Annotated in this window: 13 protein-coding genes; 5 read left to right on the top strand and 8 right to left on the bottom strand. The window is 70.3% G+C overall.

Annotation, left to right across the window (positions count from 1 at the left end):
- Nucleotides 1-487: 487 nt before the first annotated feature.
- The gene (locus tag WMF12_RS12020) at nucleotides 488-1,717 is read right to left on the bottom strand and encodes an ATP-binding protein (protein ID WP_437870884.1); all 1,230 of its coding nucleotides are present in this window, start codon (nucleotides 1,715-1,717) and stop codon (nucleotides 488-490) included.
- Nucleotides 1,718-1,841: 124 nt separating this feature from the next.
- On the bottom strand, nucleotides 1,842-3,344 hold the full coding sequence (locus tag WMF12_RS12025; protein ID WP_437870893.1) for a protein kinase domain-containing protein: 1,503 nt from the start codon (nucleotides 3,342-3,344) through the stop codon (nucleotides 1,842-1,844).
- An 881-nt stretch (nucleotides 3,345-4,225) separates the two neighbouring features.
- Between WMF12_RS12025 and WMF12_RS12030 the strand changes: the two genes are divergently transcribed.
- Nucleotides 4,226-4,597 (top strand): response regulator, encoded by a 372-nt coding sequence (locus tag WMF12_RS12030; protein ID WP_437870903.1) that lies wholly within the window; start codon nucleotides 4,226-4,228, stop codon nucleotides 4,595-4,597.
- Here the strand turns inward: WMF12_RS12030 and WMF12_RS12035 are convergent.
- Entirely contained in the window at nucleotides 4,566-10,031 is a 5,466-nt protein-coding gene (locus WMF12_RS12035; protein ID WP_437870907.1) for an AAA family ATPase, read from the bottom strand. The two genes, WMF12_RS12030 and WMF12_RS12035, sit on opposite strands and share 32 nt — an antisense overlap.
- Nucleotides 10,032-10,989: 958 nt before the next feature.
- Here WMF12_RS12035 and WMF12_RS12040 point away from each other — a divergent pair.
- Both WMF12_RS12040 and WMF12_RS12045 read left to right on the top strand, forming a co-directional pair.
- Nucleotides 10,990-11,346 (top strand): hypothetical protein, encoded by a 357-nt coding sequence (locus WMF12_RS12040; RefSeq protein WP_437870911.1) that lies wholly within the window; start codon nucleotides 10,990-10,992, stop codon nucleotides 11,344-11,346.
- Between the two features lie 86 nt (nucleotides 11,347-11,432).
- The gene (locus WMF12_RS12045) at nucleotides 11,433-11,840 is read left to right on the top strand and encodes a type VI immunity family protein (protein ID WP_437870917.1); all 408 of its coding nucleotides are present in this window, start codon (nucleotides 11,433-11,435) and stop codon (nucleotides 11,838-11,840) included.
- Between the two features lie 8 nt (nucleotides 11,841-11,848).
- Here WMF12_RS12045 and WMF12_RS12050 read toward each other — a convergent pair whose 3' ends face one another.
- Nucleotides 11,849-12,286, bottom strand: a complete 438-nt coding sequence (locus tag WMF12_RS12050; protein WP_437745755.1) for a nucleotide triphosphate diphosphatase NUDT15 — start codon at nucleotides 12,284-12,286, stop codon at nucleotides 11,849-11,851.
- A 215-nt stretch (nucleotides 12,287-12,501) separates the two neighbouring features.
- Here WMF12_RS12050 and WMF12_RS12055 point away from each other — a divergent pair, with 215 nt between their 5' ends.
- Nucleotides 12,502-13,197: a hypothetical protein gene (locus tag WMF12_RS12055; protein WP_437870923.1), complete on the top strand. Its 696-nt coding sequence runs from the start codon at nucleotides 12,502-12,504 to the stop codon at nucleotides 13,195-13,197.
- Nucleotides 13,198-13,315: 118 nt separating this feature from the next.
- On the opposite strand, the gene WMF12_RS12060 is transcribed toward WMF12_RS12055, so the two are convergent.
- The 4 genes from WMF12_RS12060 to WMF12_RS12075 all read right to left on the bottom strand — a co-directional run bounded on the left by WMF12_RS12060 (nucleotide 13,316) and on the right by WMF12_RS12075 (nucleotide 16,239).
- Nucleotides 13,316-14,197 (bottom strand): tRNA1(Val) (adenine(37)-N6)-methyltransferase, encoded by an 882-nt coding sequence (locus WMF12_RS12060; protein WP_437745757.1) that lies wholly within the window; start codon nucleotides 14,195-14,197, stop codon nucleotides 13,316-13,318.
- 92 nt (nucleotides 14,198-14,289) lie between these two features.
- Nucleotides 14,290-14,988, bottom strand: coding sequence for a hypothetical protein (locus tag WMF12_RS12065; protein ID WP_437870925.1), 699 nt, complete (start codon nucleotides 14,986-14,988; stop codon nucleotides 14,290-14,292).
- Between the two features lie 150 nt (nucleotides 14,989-15,138).
- A complete protein-coding gene (locus WMF12_RS12070; RefSeq protein WP_437870926.1) occupies nucleotides 15,139-16,062 on the bottom strand; it encodes an SIMPL domain-containing protein in 924 nt (307 codons plus the stop codon).
- A gap of 30 nt (nucleotides 16,063-16,092) precedes the next feature.
- Complete coding sequence (locus WMF12_RS12075; protein ID WP_437870928.1) at nucleotides 16,093-16,239, bottom strand: hypothetical protein; 147 nt, start codon at nucleotides 16,237-16,239, stop codon at nucleotides 16,093-16,095.
- On the opposite strand from WMF12_RS12075, the gene WMF12_RS12080 reads away from it, so the two are divergent.
- Nucleotides 16,240-18,408, top strand: coding sequence for a serine/threonine protein kinase (locus WMF12_RS12080; RefSeq protein WP_437870929.1), 2,169 nt, complete (start codon nucleotides 16,240-16,242; stop codon nucleotides 18,406-18,408).
- The last annotated feature ends 16 nt before the right edge of the window (nucleotides 18,409-18,424 follow it).

Consider the following 18,424-nt stretch of genomic DNA (forward strand, 5'->3'; position numbering starts at 1 on the left):
ATAGTGCTCTTCTCTTCGCCACAGCTACTCCTCCCTGGCACCTCGCATGAGGTGCGGAGACTGCGCACATCGATGTGTCCTACACGGTTCAACGTGGTCGGAACGTCGCGATCCGAGGGCGGCGGTGCGGCGAGTCTCCGGCGAGCGGTCGAGGGCGCGTCCGGCACGGCGCAGCCCGCGATCGAGCCGGTCTTCGCGGCTTCGCGCTACCGCGGACCGTGAGCTTGCATCCAGCGGAGTATCCACCTTCTGGAGTGGCTCCTCAATGTGGAATGCTGTTACGGAACGGCGGCAGAGCGGATTGCTCTGCGTGGCGCAGGATGGGTTCTTGGTGGAGCGGAGCGCCGAAAGCTCACAGTTGGCGGCGTCTGCCCACACGACGGTTCGGACAGCGCTGGTTGCCGTCGGCTCTTGCCGGTCTGCGGGGCGCTCGACGCCTTCTATCGTGACGTCGAGCGGCGCGGGGCCCGCGCTCGTCGCGCGCCGGTCACGCGGCCTCTTCCTTCTCCTCCGCCCGCGCCACCGGCAGCGCCACGAAGAACGTCGACCCCTTCGAGACCACGCTCTCCACCCAGATCCGCCCGCCATGGCCCTCGACGACCCGCTGCGCGATCGCCAGCCCGAGGCCCGTCGAGCGCTCCCCCCCGGTGCTGACCGTCCTCGCCCGCCCGAACGGCCGGAAGAGCTTCCCGAGGTCCTCCGCCGCGATCCCGGGCCCCTCGTCCTTCACCGACAGGAGCACCTCGGCCCCCCCGCCGGCGTCCTCCCCCCGGCCGCCGTGGACCCGGACGCGGATGGTCGTGCCCGGAGGCGCGTAGTGGATGGCGTTGCTGATGAGGTTGTTGAGCACCTGCTCCAGCTTGTGGACGTCGACCTCGACCCGCGGGACGCCCTCGTCGCTCTCGACGACGAGCTTCATGTTCTTCTGCCCCGCCAGCACCATGTTGAGCGCCACGTTGGACTCGACGAGCTGGACGATATCGGTGCTCTTCCTGTCGAGGTTCAGCTTGCCGAGCTCGATCATCGACACGTCGAGCAGATCGTTGATGAGCGAGAGCATGAATTTGCTCGAGCTCCTGATCATGTTGACGATCTCGACGCCGCCCTCTTTGAGCAGCGACGACGGCTCCCCGCGCCGGTGGCTCATCAGCATGAAATCGCTGTAGCCCAGGATGACGCCGAGCGGGTTCCTGAGGTCGTGGGCCGCCATGCCGACGAAGCGGTTCTTCTCCTCGTTCAGCCGGACCAGCTCCGCGTTCTTCGCCGCGAGCTCCTCGTGCATCTGGACGAGCTGCCGGTTGCTCTCCTCCAGCGTGTCGGCGTACTGCTTGAGCTTGAGCTGGCACCTCTTGTGCTCGATCGCATAGCGGATCGTGCGCTCGAGGTTTTGCGCGTCGAACCTCCCCTTCACCAGGTAATCCGCGACGCCCGCGCTCATCGCGGCCATGTCGATCTCCTCGTCGCCGACCCCCGTCAGCATGATGATGGGGATCGCGCAGCCGAGGTGGTTGGCCTCACGCACGACGTCGAGGCCCGTCCGGGCGTCGAGCCGGAAGTCGAGGAGGCACACGTCGTAGCCGCCGGCGCGCAGCGCCTGGATCGCCTCGTCCGAGCTGCTCAGCCACGTCACGTCGTACCGGGTGCGGGGAACGTCGCGGAGGAGCCGCCGTGTGACGAGGTGGTCGACCTCGTCGTCATCCACAAGAAGGACCTTCATCGCGCTGTCGTTCATCGGGAGCCTCGACCACGCCGGACATCGGCGCTCTCCCGCCGGCAAGCTTCGCGCCACGCCGCGTGCTCCACCCCCGCCGCGGCGGAGGCCAGGGTCTTCGCCCCGCCCCTCATGGCCGGCGCTTCTGCTCTTCGGCGACGCCCACGAGCGCGCGCGCCAGGGTGATGAGCTGCCCCGCGTCGAACGGCTTGACGAGGAACGCCGACGCGCCGAGGCGCGACAGGCACTGCCAGTCGGCCGCGCCCCCGGTCCCGGTCGCCACGATGATCGGGAAATCCCCTTGTGGGAGCCCGCGCACCGCCGCCGTGAGCGCGATGCCGTCCAGCCCTGGCATGTCGAGGTCGAACACGCCGAGCGACGGGCGGTTCGCCTCGATGGCCGCCAGCGCCGCGGCGCCGTCGGGCGCTGTCTCGATGGCCGCGCCGGGCAGCGCCTCCGCGAGGACGCTGGCGAGGAAGCTGCGGAACGACGGGCTGTCGTCGGCGACCACGACGCGCGTCGTGCGCGCGTACGCCGGCAGGGCGCCGCGCGCGTCGAGCAGCGCCTCGCGCAGCGCCTCCGCGCTCGCCGTGCGCTGGTCGGGCTCCTTGGCCAGCGCCGCGAGCACCGGCGCGTCGAACGACGGCGGCAGATCAGGGCAGATCTCGCTCGGCGGGATCGGGGGCTGATACGCGTGCTGCATGACCAGATCCACCGTGCTCGTGCTCTGGAACGGCAGGCGTCCGGCGAGCAGGTAGTACGCGACCACCCCGAGGGCGTAGACGTCGATGCGCGGCAGCAGCGCGGGATCGAGCTGCCGGCCCAGCGCCACCTCCGGCGCCAGGTACGCCGGGGTGCCGGAGAAGGCGAGCTCGACCCGATCGCCGCGGGGGATCCGCTTCGCGAGCCCGAGATCGGCCACCACGACGCGGAGGGCCTGGCCGACGAGGATGTTGCTCGGCTTCACGTCGCGGTGGGCGATGCCCGAGGCGTGGATCGCCGCGACGCCGAGGCAGGCCTGGTCGAGGACGCTCAGCGCCTCGTCGAGGCCGAGCCGGCCCCCCTTGCTGTGGACATGCGTGTCGAGCGTGACCCCAGGCACGTACTGCATGACGAAATACGGCGCGTTTTCGTACTCGCCGAACGCATAGATCTCGACGACGTTCGGGTGGTGGACGCGCGCCATCGCCCGCGCCTCCGCCAGCAGGCGGGCCTGCATCTGCGCGTTGTCGAGCTGCTCTGGCCGGAGCAGCTTGATGGCGACGTCCCGCTGGAGCTGCTCGTCGCGCGCCAGGAGGATGACGCCCATCGCCCCCTCTCCGAGGCGACCGACGATGCGGTAGACCCCTCCGAGCAACGTGCCCTCGGGCGGCACCTGAACCGAGCTGCCTCCCTCGTGCAGGCTCGAGCGCGCCGCGGCCTGCCAGAGGTCCTCGTCGCTCAGCGTGGAGCCGTCGCCGTTCCGCTCGGCCGGCGGCTCCGCCCGCGTGGGGGGACGGTCGCGCACCACGGTGTCGACGCCCTGCAGCGTATCCGCGACGTCGGGCGCGAGCGGCGCGGGGGGATCGCCGCCGTTCGCGCTTCCAGAGCTGAAGCCGGGCGAGCCGTCCGCCGCGTCTGCCATGGTGCGCATGATACGTGTCCTGCGCATGCCTATCAACGGAGAGCGACACGCGCTCCAGCTGCGAAGCGCGGTGCACGCGGCGGTCTGACGGCGTCTCGCGGGCGCGTCACGGTCGGGCGGGATGTCGCAGCTGTGGCAGGATGCCACGCTGCGCGGCGAGCGTGGCTTTGCGCCGCGCTCGCCGGTCGGCCAGGCCGTCGCGCGCTCAGAACCGCTGGTGCGCCTTCGCGTGCGCGGGGCCTGGGGAGCCCGTCCCGGGCGCGCGGCAGCGCGGCGCGGGGCACGGGCGCCGATCCGCGTTCATACCAGAGCTATTGAACTGGGGTCAATCATGCCGCGGCGAGGCGGGGGGCCGGGCGGGTGGCTGGCTCACGCTGCTCGGGGCACGCCGAAGAAGCGATGGCCTTGACGCGTGTCGCAGGCCTCGATTGTTTCAGCCGTCCAGCGGCGATCCCTCTCGTCAATCCATGGCGAGCTTCGCCTTTTCCCCGCCGAGCATAGCGACGGGCGAGCCAGCAGGGCGGCGGGGTCGTCACGATCACCTCGGTCGTGGGCTTGCAGGCAGAGCCAGGCCGCATGCCTGCCGTCGGACCTGCCTGTCGGCGGAAAGGCGGTTGCCGACGGAGTAACCATCCGGCGATGAGGGGTTTTCTGAAGGCCGACGTGAATCGGAATGGCTATACTCGAATGGCCATGAGGATGCTCTCGGTCGAGTCCGTCTGTACCGGCGCGCCAGGAGCGAGGAACGGCTGTACAGTACAGTATAGGAAATGAGCGTTGATGGCTAACGGCTAGCGGATCGATATTGAAGAGAGCTCGACGGGGTCATCGGGCTCCCGCGCTGAGTGAACGGAAAGGTGGCCTGCGCCTTATCGGTCACTCTGGGGGCCATGGAGATCAAGGTGACGATGAATATTCTCGTTGCGGAAGATGACGACGACCTGCGCGAGCTCGTGGCAATGACGCTCTCGGTGGAGGGATTCCATGTGCAGACAGCGCGGCACGGACAAGAGGCTCTGGAGAGGATAGGTGAACACATGCCCGACCTCATCCTGCTCGACATGAAGATGCCGGTCATGGACGGCCGGACCTTCGCGCGGGAGTTTCAGAACCGATACGGCCGGTCGGTGCCCATCATGGTCCTGACCGCCGCCGAGCACGCCGCCCTTCGAGCCCAGGAGATCGGCGCCGCAGGGTGGATCGCGAAGCCCTTTCACTGCGACCAGCTGGTCAGGATGGTACGGTCGCACCTTCGCATGTAAGGGGCAGGCGGACGTGGAACGTGCTGCCACGGCCTTCCTCACTCTCGAACCACATCTCGCCTCCGTGGCGCACCACGATCGCGCGCGACAGGTACAGCCCCGTCCCCATCCCTCCGTAATCGTGGGGCGTATCGGTGTGGGCGCGATGGAAGCGCTCGAAGATCCGCGCCCGCTTCTCCACGGGGATCCCCACCCCCTGATCGCGCACGGACACCAGGGCGTCGAGCGCGTCCGCCATCCGCACGTCCAGCTCCACCTCGCCGCCGTCCGGTGAGTACCGCAGGGCGTTGTCGAGCAGGTGCGCCACGACCCGCTCCAAGAGCTCGCGGTCCCCTTGGAGCACCACGGGCTCGGCGCACGTGACCCGGATGCGGCGCGACCGCGACCCCTGCTCCAGGCGCGCCGCCATGCGGTCGACCAGCTCCCCGAGATCCACGCGCTCGAGCACCAGATCCAGCCGGCCGAGCTGGACTTGCGAAAGGAACAGCAGATCGGCCACGATCCGCTCGATTCGGTCGGCGCCCCGCAGCAGCCCGTCCAGGATCCGGCGCTGACTCGGCGGCAGCTCCGTCGCCGTGCGCAAGAGCATCTCGGCATAGCCCATGATCACCGTCACGGGCGTCTTGAGCTCGTGCGCGGCCACGCGGAGAAACTGGTCCTTGAGCCGGTCGAGCTCCACGAGCTCGGTGACGTCCCGCACGACCGCCACCGCGCCCACCACCTGCCCCCCCGCATCGCGCATGGGCGACGCGCTCGTGTGCACGTAGCGGGTCCGCTCCGCGCCGGGGAGCGAGATCGTCCCCTCATCCAGGGCCACCGTCTCGCCGCCGAGCGCGCGCACGAGCGGCGTTTGCTCCGCTTCGTAGGGCGTCCCGTTCGGGCGGTCGAAGCGGAGCCGCCGCACCAGGTCCGCGATGGGCCCGCGCGCCTCGTCCGGGCTCGCGAGCCCTGCGAGGCGCGCCGCCGCATGGTTGGCCAGGGTGACGCGCCCGTTCCGGTCGACGACGAAGACGCTGTCGACCATGTTGTCGAGCACCGCTTTGATCTCCATCTGGCTCCGTTCGAGGTCGGCGTAGAGCATGGCATTGTCGAGCGAGATGGCCGTCTGCGCGCCGAGCAGCTCGAGCACCCGGATCGTGCCGGCCGTGAACGCCCCCGTCGCGACGTTGTTCTCCAGGTAGACAAGGCCGCTCAGGCGCGCCTGCCGTACGATGGGGAGGCACAGAAGCGAGTGCGGCCGTCTCCGGGTGAGGTGCTCGTCCGAAGCGAACCGCGTCGCCACGGCGGCCTCGTCCAGGATGACGGGCTCACGCGTCCGCGCGACGTAGTGGAGGATCGACATCGGGAACGCCGCCGCCGACGCCGGGACGCCCTTGTGGCTCGCGACGCGGATCTCCGTCCCGTCGGTCGTGGCCTCGGCGTAGACGGCGAGCTCGCCGTCGCGGACCAGGATCAGCGCCCCTCTCTGCCCGCCCGCCTGCTGGAGCACGATCTGCAGCAGCGTCTCGCTGAGCTTCGGCAAGAGGATCTCGGACGAGATGCTCTGCAAGGCTTTGACCACCGAGAACAGGTCGAGCTGCTCGGGCGCGGCCACGAACGTGGCGGTGAGCGCGGCCGATGGTCGCTCGACGAGCTCGGGGTAGCATCGGTCGAGGCTCTGGACTTTGCCGTCGGCGCCCCAGCGGACATAGCAGGAGCGGGCCTCGCGCAAGTAGGTGTCGGCGAAGCGCGCGAACCCTCGTGCCCGGTAAAATCGAGATGCGAGCTCGTAGGCGAGCGCCTCAACGTGGACGAAGCCGCTGTCGCGCGCCGAGTGGACGGCCTCTTCATAGAAGCGCATGGCGTCGAGGTCCCGGCCCTCGATGCGGGCGACCTCGGCTGATACCAGGGCGTAGCGGGCCCGGAAGTTCTCGGGGCAGTTGTCGGCCCAGAGCTCCAGCTTCTGCAATTGCTTCTCGAGCGTCTGCGCGAACTGCCGCTGCTGCTCGGCAGGGGCCTGCGCATAGAGCGCCGTCAGCGTGAGCGCGTGGTAGAAGTGATGCATCGCCTCGATCGCCATGGATGCCACCTGGTGCAGCATCGACGTGGCGCTGGTCGCGGACTCCAGCGCTTCGGCATAGCGTTCATGGGTGAATGTCGCGATCTGCTTCATGACGTGGTAGTATGTAACTCCAAGGCCGAAGCCCGCCTTCTTGAGGGCCGCGATACAGCTCTCCTCGTCGAAGGTGCCGTCGCTGAAGCTCGTGGGCGCCTGCGTCGCTCCCCTCAGGCTCGCTGCAAACTGCTCTTCGAGCCGGAGGACATGGTACACCACGTCATTGTGGGTCTGCCGGGCGAACGCGATGTGCTTCCGCGCGACATCGATGACGTGAACGAGCGGCTCTCCGCTCTCCAGAACGAGCCATGTCATGTTGTAGGTCAAGTAGCCGGCAAAGACGAGATCTCCGATGTCGAGGCAAGCGAGGAAGGCCTGCTCCATGAGCGGGAGGCTCGCCGCGAAGCGCCCGCACCAGACCTTGATGACGCTTGCGTTCTGGAAGAGCAGCTTCCCTTTCAGTTTTGCCGTGGCGCTCTTGAATTTTTCATTCAGCCTGAGCGCCATCTCGGAGAACTGGAGCGCGCGCGGGATGTCGCGGTAGAACGAGACCAGCACCATGCCGTAGTTACTATAGATGAAAGAGGACTCTTCGGCGTGCCCGCGCTGCAGGGAGACGCTCACCCCCTTGGCGGTGAGCAGGACCCAGAGCGCTGGTCGCGAGGTGTATACGATGGGGAACGATTCGGCGATCAGGCCGATGAGCGCCCGCGCGCTCTCGTCGGTGGCTACAGGCGCATCGACGAGGTCGGCGATGGGGCGCCCCTGCAGGTTGATCGAGACCTGCCGGATCTCGGCCTCCGCGGCCATCCGGATCTCCTCGTCGGACTCCGGGAGCATCACCCCGTAGAGCTGCAGGGCCTGGATCATGACCGCCACGGCGTCGCGGTGCCGTCCGGCGATCTGGTAGAGCCGCAGGCGCGATCGGTACGCCCTGGATCGGTCGGGCCTGGAGCGGGCGTTCTGGAGAATCAGGTCGAACAGCTCGTCGGCCTGCTGGAAGCGGCCGACGAGGTACTCGCATTCGGCGAGCTCCAGGTGGAGCGTGAATGCATCCTCGTTCCGTGCGCTCCAGGCGTCCGGTGGCAGCAGGGATGTCGCCTGGGCCAGGTAGCTGCGAGCCGACGCGTAGGCCACCGAGGCTTTTGCCTTGGTCCCCGCCAGGAAGTTGAGCCGGCAGAGCGCCTCCTTCTCGCGCGGGTCGGTGAGGAGGTGGGCGCCGTGATTGAGCTGGTTTGCGACGTCGAAGGCCCGCTCTGCGATCCCCTGCTCTGGCAACCGAGACAAGAGGAGCCGGCCGAGCTGAAGATGCATCTCGGCGCGCAGCTCCTCCGGGATGAGCGAATAGGCCGCTTCCTGGATGCGGTCGTGGAGGAACTTGTATGTGCTGTCCACGCGGATGACGAGGCCCGCGCGGACGGCCTCCCAGAGGTCCGCGTGCACGTCGTGCTCCACACTGCCGCGAACCATCGCCAGGAGGGCGACCTCGGCGGTATTTCCCAGACAGGCGAGCTGCTTCAGCGCTTCCTGGGTCTTCGCGGGCAGCCGCCTGAGCTTGCCGAGCATCAGGTCGACCACGTTGTCGGTGTAGCCCTTTTCGCGGATCTTCGCGACGTCCCACCGAAAGGCTTCCGTGCGCTCGTCGAACTCGATCAGGCGCTCTTCATGGAGCGAGAGGAGGAACTGAATGGCGAAGAAGGGGTTGCCGGCCGTCTTCTCATAGGCGAGATCGGAGAGCGGCGCGCCGTCTTCGAGGCGGCAGCGGAGCGCCTCGCCGACGAACGCGGCGAGGTGCTCGCGCGGTATCGGGCCGAGAACGATGTCCGAGACGCGCGCGCCGTCTCTCCGCACCTCGTCCAACGTCACCAGGAGCGGGTGGGTGGGGGACACCTCGTTGTCGCGGTAGGCGCCGATGATGAGGAGATAGCGCATCTCAGGGTGGGCCAAGAGGTCCTTGAGCAGCCCGAGGCTGGCCGCATCGACCCACTGGAGATCGTCGAGAAAGAGCGCGAGGGGGTGCTCCTTCTGGGCGAACACCCCGATGAAGTGCCGGAGCACCATGCGGAAGCGGTTCTGCGCCTCGGTCGGCGGCAGCTCGGGGACCGGCGGTTGCCGTCCGACGATCAGCTCGACCTGCGGGATCACCTCCACGATGAGCTGGGCGTTGACCCCGAGGACGTCGAGCAGCTGCCGTCTCCACGCCGCGATCCGCTCCTCGCTCTCGGCAAGGAGCTCGATCGCGAGCTCCTGGAAGGCCTGGACGAGCGTGGCGTAGGGGATGTCGCGCTTGTATTGATCGAACTTGCCCGAAAGGAAGAAGGCCCGCTCCCGAATGATCGGCTTGTGCAGCTCATGGACGAGCGCGCTCTTGCCGATCCCGGGGTATCCGGAGATGAGCAGGAGCTCCGGCGTCCCCGTGGCGACCACGCGGCCGAAGGCCTGCAGCAAGGTGGCGACCTCCGCCTCTCTGCCATAGAGCTTCTGCGGGATCTGGAGCCGGCCTGTCGTGTCTCGCTCGCCCAGCGCAAACGGCTCCACCCGCCCGCTCGCGCTCCACTCTGCGAGGCACCTCTCCAGGTCGCGCTGGAGGCCGCGAGCGCTCTGGTAGCGATCCTCGGGCATCTTGGAGAGGAGCTTCAGGGTGATGCGCGAGATCGTCTCGGGCACCTCGGGGACGAGCTCCGACGGCGACGTGGGGACGCGGGCCACGTGGCAATGGACCCATTCGACCGGGTCGCGCGCCTCGAAGGGGAGCCTGCCGGTGAGCATTTGATTGAACGTCACGCCGAGCGAGTAGAGATCGGTGCGGTTGTCGATGGCCCGGCTCGTCCGACCTGTCTGCTCCGGCGATAGATAGGGCAAGGAGCCCTCGATGAGCCGGGGGGGCTGCGCGCGCTGCTGCTCGCGGGGGAGGCGGGACGCGAACCCGAAGTCGGCGATCCTGACCTCGCCGGAGGCGGGGTTGACGAGGATGTTGCCGGGTTTCAGGTCCTTGTGGATGATGTCCTGCTGGTGAACGTCCGCGACCGCCGCCGCGATGCGGATCGCGAGGGGGAGGAAGCGCTCGATCCCCATGGGCGTCCCGAGCAGGTGATCGAGGGACTGGCCGCCGAAGTCCTCCAGGATGAGGGCCGGCATGCCCTGGTACGTCTCGAGGGCGAGCGGCTTGATGACGGCCCGGGCGTCGAGCAGCTGTCCGAGCTCATACTCGTGCTTCAGCCGCTCGCGGTCCTTCGGGCGGCTGCGCCGCGGATCGAGCACCTTGAGGATTACCGGGCAGCGATCGGCGCTCCTGACCGCACGATAGACGACGGCTCTGCCATCGAGGGAGAGAGGCATGGTGATCGTGTACGGGGAGGCGAGGGGCATGGAGAGGGTTCCTGATGCGCGACACGCTCGGCGAGGACGATGAGGCCGCGCGCGCGGTGCTCCACAGGGCTCGGGCATCGTCGGCCGGGCCGCCGAGCCGGACCGAGAACGTGATTGAGCGCATCACGCGGGCTCGAATCCATACCAGCCGGGCTCAGCGCCCCGTGCCGGCAGGATCCTGTGAAGGCGTGACGGACCGTGATGCCATGCGCTCTCGACATGAGTGTGGATCTTGTGCCTCACGTCGCAGGCGTCATGAGTCTGCGTTCCAAAAAAGGAAATGCAGCCAACCAGGCGAGCGCGGAGGCTGGGAGCGCGTCGAACGCGTGCGTTGCAGACAACGCCGTGCTGGGTGGCCGCCGGTCCCGCCGGCGCTGGGGGGACCGTGCGACGCTCGCGCTGACGGGCCTGAGCGGCGGCGACGGGGCCCCGCGCACAACCGGCGGCCGTGGTCAAGGCGGCGGTGGAGGCGGCGGAGCGAAGGCGAGGCTGTTCTGCCAGGTCGGACCGGACACCGTTGACGGCGTCGGGGCCGGTGGCGGAGGCGGCGGAGCCGGGGGCTGCGGAGGCAAGGGAGGCGGGGGCGGGCAGGCGGGCGGTTCGAGCATCGGGATCGTGAGCCTGGGCAACCGGCTGAAGCTGACCGGGACGGCATCGACGACGCCGCCCAGCAAAGCCGGCTGCGACGGCGGAAAGGGTTGTGCAGGCGGTCCCGGTGGCGCTGGAGGTGGCGGCCGGGGCGGCTATGCCGTAGGCGTTGCGTATGCGGTGACGCCAAGCGAAGCGTCGGCGGTGCAATTCACCGCCGGCACACCCGGCGCCGGCGGCAACGCCGGACCCGGAGGCGCCCCGGAAAACGCCGGCGCGCCAGGGAGCGAAGGGAGCTGCTGGGGCTTCGCAGGTCAGTCGTCGTGCGGAGGATGACGCGATGGCATCGCCGAAGAAGCCGCCGGAGGGGCCGCCCCCGGGGCTCGATCCGGTTTGGTACTCGGACACGCCGGAGGCGAGAGAGGAGCAGCTCCGGATCCTGAAGAGAGCACGGGCGCGAGGCTCGCTGCTGTTTCGGATAGCGCAGGGCGAGGACGTGCGGAAGGAGCTCGCTCAGATCGAGGCCCAGGCGGAGGCGATGGAGGCCATGGAGCAAGAGGTTGCCGGGGTATGGATGAGCGCGGCGATGGTGGAGGGCGGAGTCGAGAAGCGCTGGTCGGGCGCGCGGATCGGCGCGGTGGTCTTGGCGCTGGCGGTCCTGTGCGGCGCGGTGATCGCGCTCGTGTGGCTGCGCTGACGCAGCGAAGCAGCGGCGCCGCGCCGTGACGAAGTAGCAACGTAGCGAACAGGCGCGCATAGCGCGGCCTGATCACACCCAGGGAAATGCGCGCCGCCGTGTGCGGCGCGCCATGGCTCGGCTCGTCTTGTCGACGAGCTGTCGAGCTCGGATTCTTCCGGATAGCATTCCCGTTGCTCTGGTTTGCGGGCTCGTCGGAGTCGTTCCCGGAGGTGATGCTCGAGGGGTGCCGGAAGCTGAAGCCGGTGAGCGGTTATGGAGGTATCGGCGCGGTCGAGTCGCCTGATAGCTCAATCAGCAGCCGGTACGAGCCCGTCGTCTATGATTGGGCCCAGAAGTTTCCCGGGTCGGAAGCCGATTGTCCGACCTCTCATTCTATCTGGCTGCGCAGAGGAAGAAGTGGCGGTGGGATCAAGGGTGTCAACTGGCTCACCCAGGACCCCAGGACGAGACCACGCACCGGCGCGGGGCGGCGCCGTCCTGCGCGCGCATGAGGCCGGGATCAGGGATTGTAGCGGCGGCCGCTGCGGTAGCTCGCGATGGCCAGCTCCACCGGGCGGAACAGCGGGGTGGGCAGCGCGTCGAGCGGGTACCAGCCCCAGCCGGCGATCTTGTGGGGCTCGCGCTCCTCGGGCTCGCCGTCGAACTCCTCCGCGAGGAGCTGGATGTCCACATAGTGCTTGCCGTAGGCGAGGATGTTGCTGAGGCACAGGAAGGAGAGCTTCCTGACGACAAGGCCGCTCTCCTCGCGCACCTCGCGGACGGCGCAGTCCTCGAACGACTCGCCGAGCTCGAGGTGGCCGCCGCACCACGAGTAGCTGCCGTCGCCGTGGCTCCCGCGTCGCCGCGCGAGCAGCACGTGCCCGTCGCGCACCAGCATCACGCCCACACCCACCAGCGGTCGCTCCGCGGCGTTCCCTCCGACGATCGCCTCTCCCAAGGACACCTCCCCCGCACGCGACGCCGTCGTGCGTGGAGCGCGCTGTAGCACGGCGCGCAGCGGTGCCGCTCGGGAGGCGTCGGGTCGACCCGCCGCGCCCGCTGCGCCAGCCGCGCCAGCCGCGCCGCCCGCGCGGCGCACGGAGCCACCTCGCGCACGTGCAAGCGCCGGTACCGATTGACTTTTCAGTGAACACGCGTACCGTGCCAGGCGCGATGGATGCGTCCTTGCCCTGGGAGCTGAACCCCGTCCTCCAGCAGAGCCGGCTCGTCCTCCTGGCGCAGACGGCCGTCGATGTCCGCAACAAGGCGTTCAACGAGGCGAACCGCGACGAGGGCGACACCAGCTGGGGCATCGGCTGCAAGGCGCACGAGCGGTTCGGTCATTCCCTCTGCAAGCTGGCAGAGAGCGGAAAACACCCCTGGCTGTCCGTCCATCGAGACGGGCTGTACTTCATGCCGCACATCGAGGGCGTCGCCGTGCGCGTGTACCGCGGTCCGGCCGACAAACCCTCGCAGCGGCACCTCGAGGCCGCGCGCAGCGAGCACGGTCGCCGCGCGGAGTCGCGACAGATGGCCTTCTCGTTCATGGGGCAGGAAACCGAGCCGGATGGCCCGTGGTTCTGGATGATGGCCGTGGAGACGGACGTCGAGGGGAGGGCGCTCCGTGCCGTGTTCTTCCAGGCCAACGAGGCCGGCGGGACCCGACACGCATGGGAGGCCCCGGTCGAGACGGTGTCCGCCGAGCCTGCGCCTGCGCCTGTACCCGAGCCCGGAGACAAGCCGGCGCGCCCGGCGCGACCGCGCACGGCACAGGGCCAGCAAGCGAAGGATGCGCTCCTGTCGCGCGACGGACGGCCGCTGCTCCGCGCGCAGACCATGACCCTTCCGCTCGTGTCACAGCCGAGCTGACGGCCGGCGAACGAGGCGGATCCGCCGGCAAGGAGGCTGTCCTATCGCGGAGTGCAGGTTCGTGCGCTCCGCGACAAGGCGGTGAGCCCCCGCCGACACACCCGCGCAGGAGCCCGGGTCATACCGGCATTCCCATCGTCCGGCGGAGCGCGTCGAACTCCTCGGTGAAGCGCCCGTTCCCGCCCCGCAACACGAGCGGCGGCTCGTCATGGCACGACGCCACGGCCTCGGCGTGGCGCAGGGCATAGACCGAGAACAAGGCCGCCTTGCCCTCCTTGGGCATGACGTCGCGCCACGCCTCGAGCGCGAGCCCGGCCGCCGCCGCCGCCGCCTCGACGCGAGGCCGCTGCCACGCCGCCGCGCAGGCCACGAACGGCGCGCCGGGAGCGAGCAGCCGCGCGGCCGCGAGGCAGTAGTCCTCCACGCCGCCGCGGTGCTCGAAGCGGCACGGCCCGCACTGGACCCGATAGGACTCGATGCCGGTGCCGACCGGCAGGTACGGCGGCGTCCCCGTCACGAGCTCCGCAGGCGCGAGCCCGTCGAGCACCGCCGGATCGCGCAGGTCCCCCCACCGGACCTCGCCGCGCGCGTCGACGCCGTTCCACGCGACCGAGCGCCCCGCCATCGAGGCGCTCACCTCCTGCGCCTCCACGCCCGCGCAGCGCGCGTCCGGGAAGCGCCACGCGGTGAACAGGAGCACCGTGCCGATGCCGCAGCCGAGGTCGACCGTGCGGCGCGGGGGCGTGCTCGCGACCCGCTCGGCCGCGAACCAGGCGGTCACGAGGTCGTCGGCCGACCAGCGGTGCCCGTCGAGCCGCTGCAGGATCCGGAAATCACCCGAGAGATAGCAGAGGTCCTCGCCGGGGCCGGGCCAGACCTCCGGGCGATCCGGCGTCACCGGCGGCGGCCCAGGGGCGATCCACCCGGGCGGCCGGCGCGCAGGGCGCACGACCCCGCCGCGCGGCGCGAGAGAGGGCTGGACATCAGGGGGAGCGATCATCGACCCCCATGTACCACGCCCCCCCGGCGCCAGGGGCGCGCGCGATCCCCGCGAGCGCGCGGCCCCGCGTGGAGCGCGGCGGCCCCGCGGCGTCAGAGGTTCGCGCAGCGATCCGCGAGCGAGGGATCATCGCAGAAGAGGCACGGGATGGTCTCGCAATCCAGCGGGGGGCACGACTCGGGGCATGTCGGCTCGCTCGGGTCGCAGTCGATGATCTGCCAGGTGAGCGAGCCCATGTCGTCCGGGTCGTCCGGACAATTGCACTTGTTCGCGTTCAAGGCGTGTGTTGCCACCATGGTGACCGTATGACACTCCCGCACGGGCGTCGCTCCGTCGTTCGGGAGAGTCACGAGGCCGAAGTTCAACTTGGCCGTGATGAGGCGCTGTCCGTCGGCGATGGTCCCGGCCGGGAACGAGGGCGATTCCGCGAACCTCCGGTACGGGTACGGGTAGTCTTCCGATGTGCGGCTCCCGTAGTCGACGTACAGGGCGATCTGCACGGGATCACCGCTGTCCTCGGACAGCACCGTCGCGACGAATTCCTTGGGTTTGTCGTTGGTCTTGTCGTCGGGGGTGATGTGTATGGGCCTGTGCGGGGGAGGGAAGACCGCCGTGAGCACCGGCGCGGTCTGCTCGGGATGCTCGTACGTCGGCGGCTCGAGCACGAGGCAGCCCGTGGTCGAGGCGGCGAGCGCTGCCGCCGCGAACGAGCGAGCGAGCGCGGCGGAGCAGCGCGGGCGCGCCGCGAGGACGGCGGCGCGGCGAAGGGAAGGGCGGGACGGAGCGATCATGGTGGCGCTGTGCAGGGGCCGATGGGGGGTGGGGTCCGTGCTGGGTGCTGGAACTTTACCCACTGGGGCGACGCGCGGTGGATCTAGCTGGAATCCGACCGCCGCCGCGCGGGCAGGCGCGCCCGCGGCCCCTCCCTCCGCGCCGCGGCGTCACTTGCGCGGGCTCGCCGGCGCGCTCTCCAGCGCGTAGACGACCTTCACCTGCGTGCCGAACGGGACCTCGCCGGACGACACGGGCGTGCCCATGTCCGCGGAGTACCCGCCGGAGGCGAGCGCGGGGCGGGGGGCGTAGATGGGGCCGTGCTCGACGACCTCGCTGATCGAGACGACGCGGCCGAGCGAGACGCCCTGGAGCCTGGCGAGCGCCCCGGCGCGAGCCCGCGCGTCCGCGATCGCCTTCTCCCGCGCGCGCGCCTCGAGCGGGTCGGTCTCGTCGAGGCCGAACGAGACGCCCCAGACGTTGTTCGCGCCGGCGGCCACGGCGGCGTCGAGCACCGCCCCGACCTGATCGAGGTTGCGGATGACGACCATCACCGTGTTGCTCACCTGATAAACGTGCGACGGCGGAGGCGGCGCTGCCGGCGCCAGGTCGGCGGGCGGCGGCTTCGGCGCCGGCGGCTGAGGCGCCTTCGGTCCGCGCCCCGCGGGAGCCGCGGGCGCCGCGGCCGGGGCCGCCGGCGCCGGCGCGACCGCCGGGGCGGGCTGCGCGTGGCCCATGGCCATCCAGGGCGGCACGTCGGGCTGCCGCACGAGCTGGATGGAGTAGTTGCTGGTCTGGATATCCTTCTCGGCCAGGCCGGCGTTCTTGAGCGCGGCGAGGATCTCGGTCATGCGCGCTGCGGCGAGCTTCGTCGCCTCGTGCACCGTCGGCGCCATCACCTCGATGCCCATCTGGGCCCGGGCGATGTCAGGCCTCGCGCTGACGTCGCCGCGGCCGACGACCGTGATGGTGTTGACCTCCGGAGCGGCGGCCACGGGCGGCGTCGCCTGCGCCGCGCACGCGGCGAGCAGCGGTGTGACGGAAAGCATGAGCCCGGCGAGGTACGCGCGGGACAGGGAGCGCTGGTTCTTCATGCCCGTGCAACGCGCGCCGCCCAGGCCGGCTTACAGGGGGGCGCGCCCCTCGGCGCTCGCCGCCGCGAGCAGATCGACGGGCCGCTTCGGCGGCGCGCCGGCGACGCCCGAGGCGGCGGCGTTGCTCCCCCTCGGCAAGTTGTTCCACGCCGCGCCGGGTGCGCTATGGTCGTTCACGTGCTCACAATACCCAGCGATGAAGAGGCCCTCGGAGGTCTGCAGGGTGCCACGATCGCCAGCGACCTCTCGCCAAGCATCGGCTACCGGATCGTGTCGCGCGCCGGCTCCGGGACGATGTTCGTCTCGTTCTACGCGGTCCGCACCGCGCCCGAAGGCGAGACGCCCGTGGTCGTCAAGATCCTCCGGCCGTCGCTCTTCAGGCAGATGGGTCCGTCAGCGGCCGTCATCGTGAAGAAAGAGGCGGTGTCCCTCGGCCGCCTCAACGAGCAGGTCCCTCCGACCCCCTTCGTGGTCCGGCTCATCGACACCGGCACGTTCGAGGTCCGCCGCGGCACGAAGGCGCTCAATCTCCCCTGGATCACCATCGAGTACGTGCACGGCGGCGTCCAGGGCGTGACGCTCCGGCAGCGGGTCCAGGGGACCATCCAGGCCACGGGCCACGCGTTCGATCCGGCGCGCGCGACGCGCGCCATCGAGTGCATCGCGAGCGGGCTATCGGCCGTGCACGACGTCGGCGTCGTCCACCGGCAGCTCACGCCGGAGAGCATCCTCTGCTGCGGCTCCGGCGACGACGAGCTGTTCAAGATCAGCGACTTCGGCATGGCGCGGCCGCGCGGCATCCGCGAGACGATCATGGCCGGCGTCGTGGGCAACGCCGGGGTCGCGCCGCCGGAGATGCTGTCCGCCGATCCGAGCACGATCGGCCCGTGGACCGACATCTTCAACCTCGCGTCCGTCATCTTCTTCCTGCTGACGGGCGAGGAGTACATCATCGCGGAGTCGCAGGCGCAGGCGCTCATGGCCGCCATGGCGCGCACGCGCCGGAGCATCGTCGAGACGCGGTGGCTCCACCCGGCGCTGCGCGGCAACGACCAGGCGTGCAAGTCGATCGACTTCGCGCTCCGCTGGGCGTCCACCGGCGAGGCGCAGGAGCGCCTCCAGGAGGCGGTGGCCGTGGCCGCGATGCTCTCGCCGTACCTCCGCCCCGCGTCGCCGATCTCCGCGCTGGAGCAGCGGATCGTGGCGAGCGCGGGGGAGCAGCGCGTGCGCGCCGCGGAGGAGGTCGGTCCGATGACCGTCCCGTCCACGCACCTGAAGGCGCCGGTCCTGCTCAAGGGGGAGCTCGGCCAGACGCTGCTGTCGCCGCGAAACGCCAAGGCCGCCGAGCGCCCGAGCCAGGACCGCCCGATCGAGGCCGAGATCATCAGCGCGCCCCCGCGCGCCTCGCGGGAGCCCGCGCCGCGCCTGTCGGCGGTCGTCGAGCGCTGGACGTGGAGCGTGCTCCACCACCCGAGCCTCGATTCGGTCATCCGGAGCGTGGCCTGGGACGGCTATGGCCGGTGCCTCGCGGCGGCCACGGGGGGGCTGCTCTTCTGGAACGGGACGAGCTGGAGCGAGGCGTCGTCCGGCGGCCTCCCGAGCCCGCAGGGCGTGCGCTTCGTGCACCGGATCGGGCCCGGCCGGTGGCTCATCGGCGGCGACGCCTCGACGCTCGCGGTGTACACGACGGGCGGCGTGACGGGCGTCTTCCAGCTGCCGGGAGAGCCGCAGAGCCACGTCGCGCTGAGCGGCGACCTCGAGGACATGGGCATCCTCGTCTCGACGACGCCGAACGATCCGCGGCCGCTCCTCCACGCGTTCATCGCCAAGCGCTGGCTGCGGCCGATGCCGGCCGACGGCGTCGCGCTGCTCGCCGCGGTCGCGCGCGTCGAGGACGAGCGGTGGCTGGTCGTCGGCCGGTCGACCAAGGGCGAGGGGCTGGTCGCGCTCTACGCGCCGCTCGACTGGCACCTGGAGCGCATCCCGGCGCCGCCGGCGCGGGCGTTCGTCGCGTGCGCCGGGCGGCCCGATCTCGGCGTGGGCATCGCCGTCGGCGCGGAGGGCAGCGTCGTCTGGCGGTACGGGCAGAGCGTCTTCACGGAGATCATCGAGCCGCGGCGCGCCCTGTCGGCCGCGACGATCGACGCGGAGGGGCGCGCCTGGGCGGGCAGCGCGGGGCGCATCTGGGTGCGGCGCGGCGGCATCCCGCCCATGGCCGGGGTGTGGGAGTGCGTCTGGGAGAACGACGCCTGGGTCGGCCCGGTGGTGTCGCTGTTCGTCGACGGCGAAGTGGTCGTCGCCATCACCGCGGACGGCGGCATCATCGAGGGCCGCGTCACCGGCTGACGAGCCCGGTGAGCCG

The organism is Sorangium sp. So ce363 (assembly GCF_051520435.1).
In the GTDB taxonomy this organism is placed as follows: domain Bacteria; phylum Myxococcota_A; class Polyangia; order Polyangiales; family Polyangiaceae; genus Sorangium; species Sorangium cellulosum_B.

Coding starts and splice junctions, on each gene's coding strand:
- WMF12_RS12020 (WP_437870884.1), bottom strand. CDS start 1,717: ATGAAGGTCCTTCTTGTGGATGACGACGAGGTCGACCACCTCGTCACA.
- WMF12_RS12025 (WP_437870893.1), bottom strand. CDS start 3,344: ATGCGCACCATGGCAGACGCGGCGGACGGCTCGCCCGGCTTCAGCTCT.
- WMF12_RS12030 (WP_437870903.1), top strand. CDS start 4,226: ATGGAGATCAAGGTGACGATGAATATTCTCGTTGCGGAAGATGACGAC.
- WMF12_RS12035 (WP_437870907.1), bottom strand. CDS start 10,031: ATGCCTCTCTCCCTCGATGGCAGAGCCGTCGTCTATCGTGCGGTCAGG.
- WMF12_RS12040 (WP_437870911.1), top strand. CDS start 10,990: ATGGCATCGCCGAAGAAGCCGCCGGAGGGGCCGCCCCCGGGGCTCGAT.
- WMF12_RS12045 (WP_437870917.1), top strand. CDS start 11,433: ATGCGCGCCGCCGTGTGCGGCGCGCCATGGCTCGGCTCGTCTTGTCGA.
- WMF12_RS12055 (WP_437870923.1), top strand. CDS start 12,502: ATGGATGCGTCCTTGCCCTGGGAGCTGAACCCCGTCCTCCAGCAGAGC.
- WMF12_RS12060 (WP_437745757.1), bottom strand. CDS start 14,197: ATGATCGCTCCCCCTGATGTCCAGCCCTCTCTCGCGCCGCGCGGCGGG.
- WMF12_RS12065 (WP_437870925.1), bottom strand. CDS start 14,988: ATGATCGCTCCGTCCCGCCCTTCCCTTCGCCGCGCCGCCGTCCTCGCG.
- WMF12_RS12070 (WP_437870926.1), bottom strand. CDS start 16,062: ATGAAGAACCAGCGCTCCCTGTCCCGCGCGTACCTCGCCGGGCTCATG.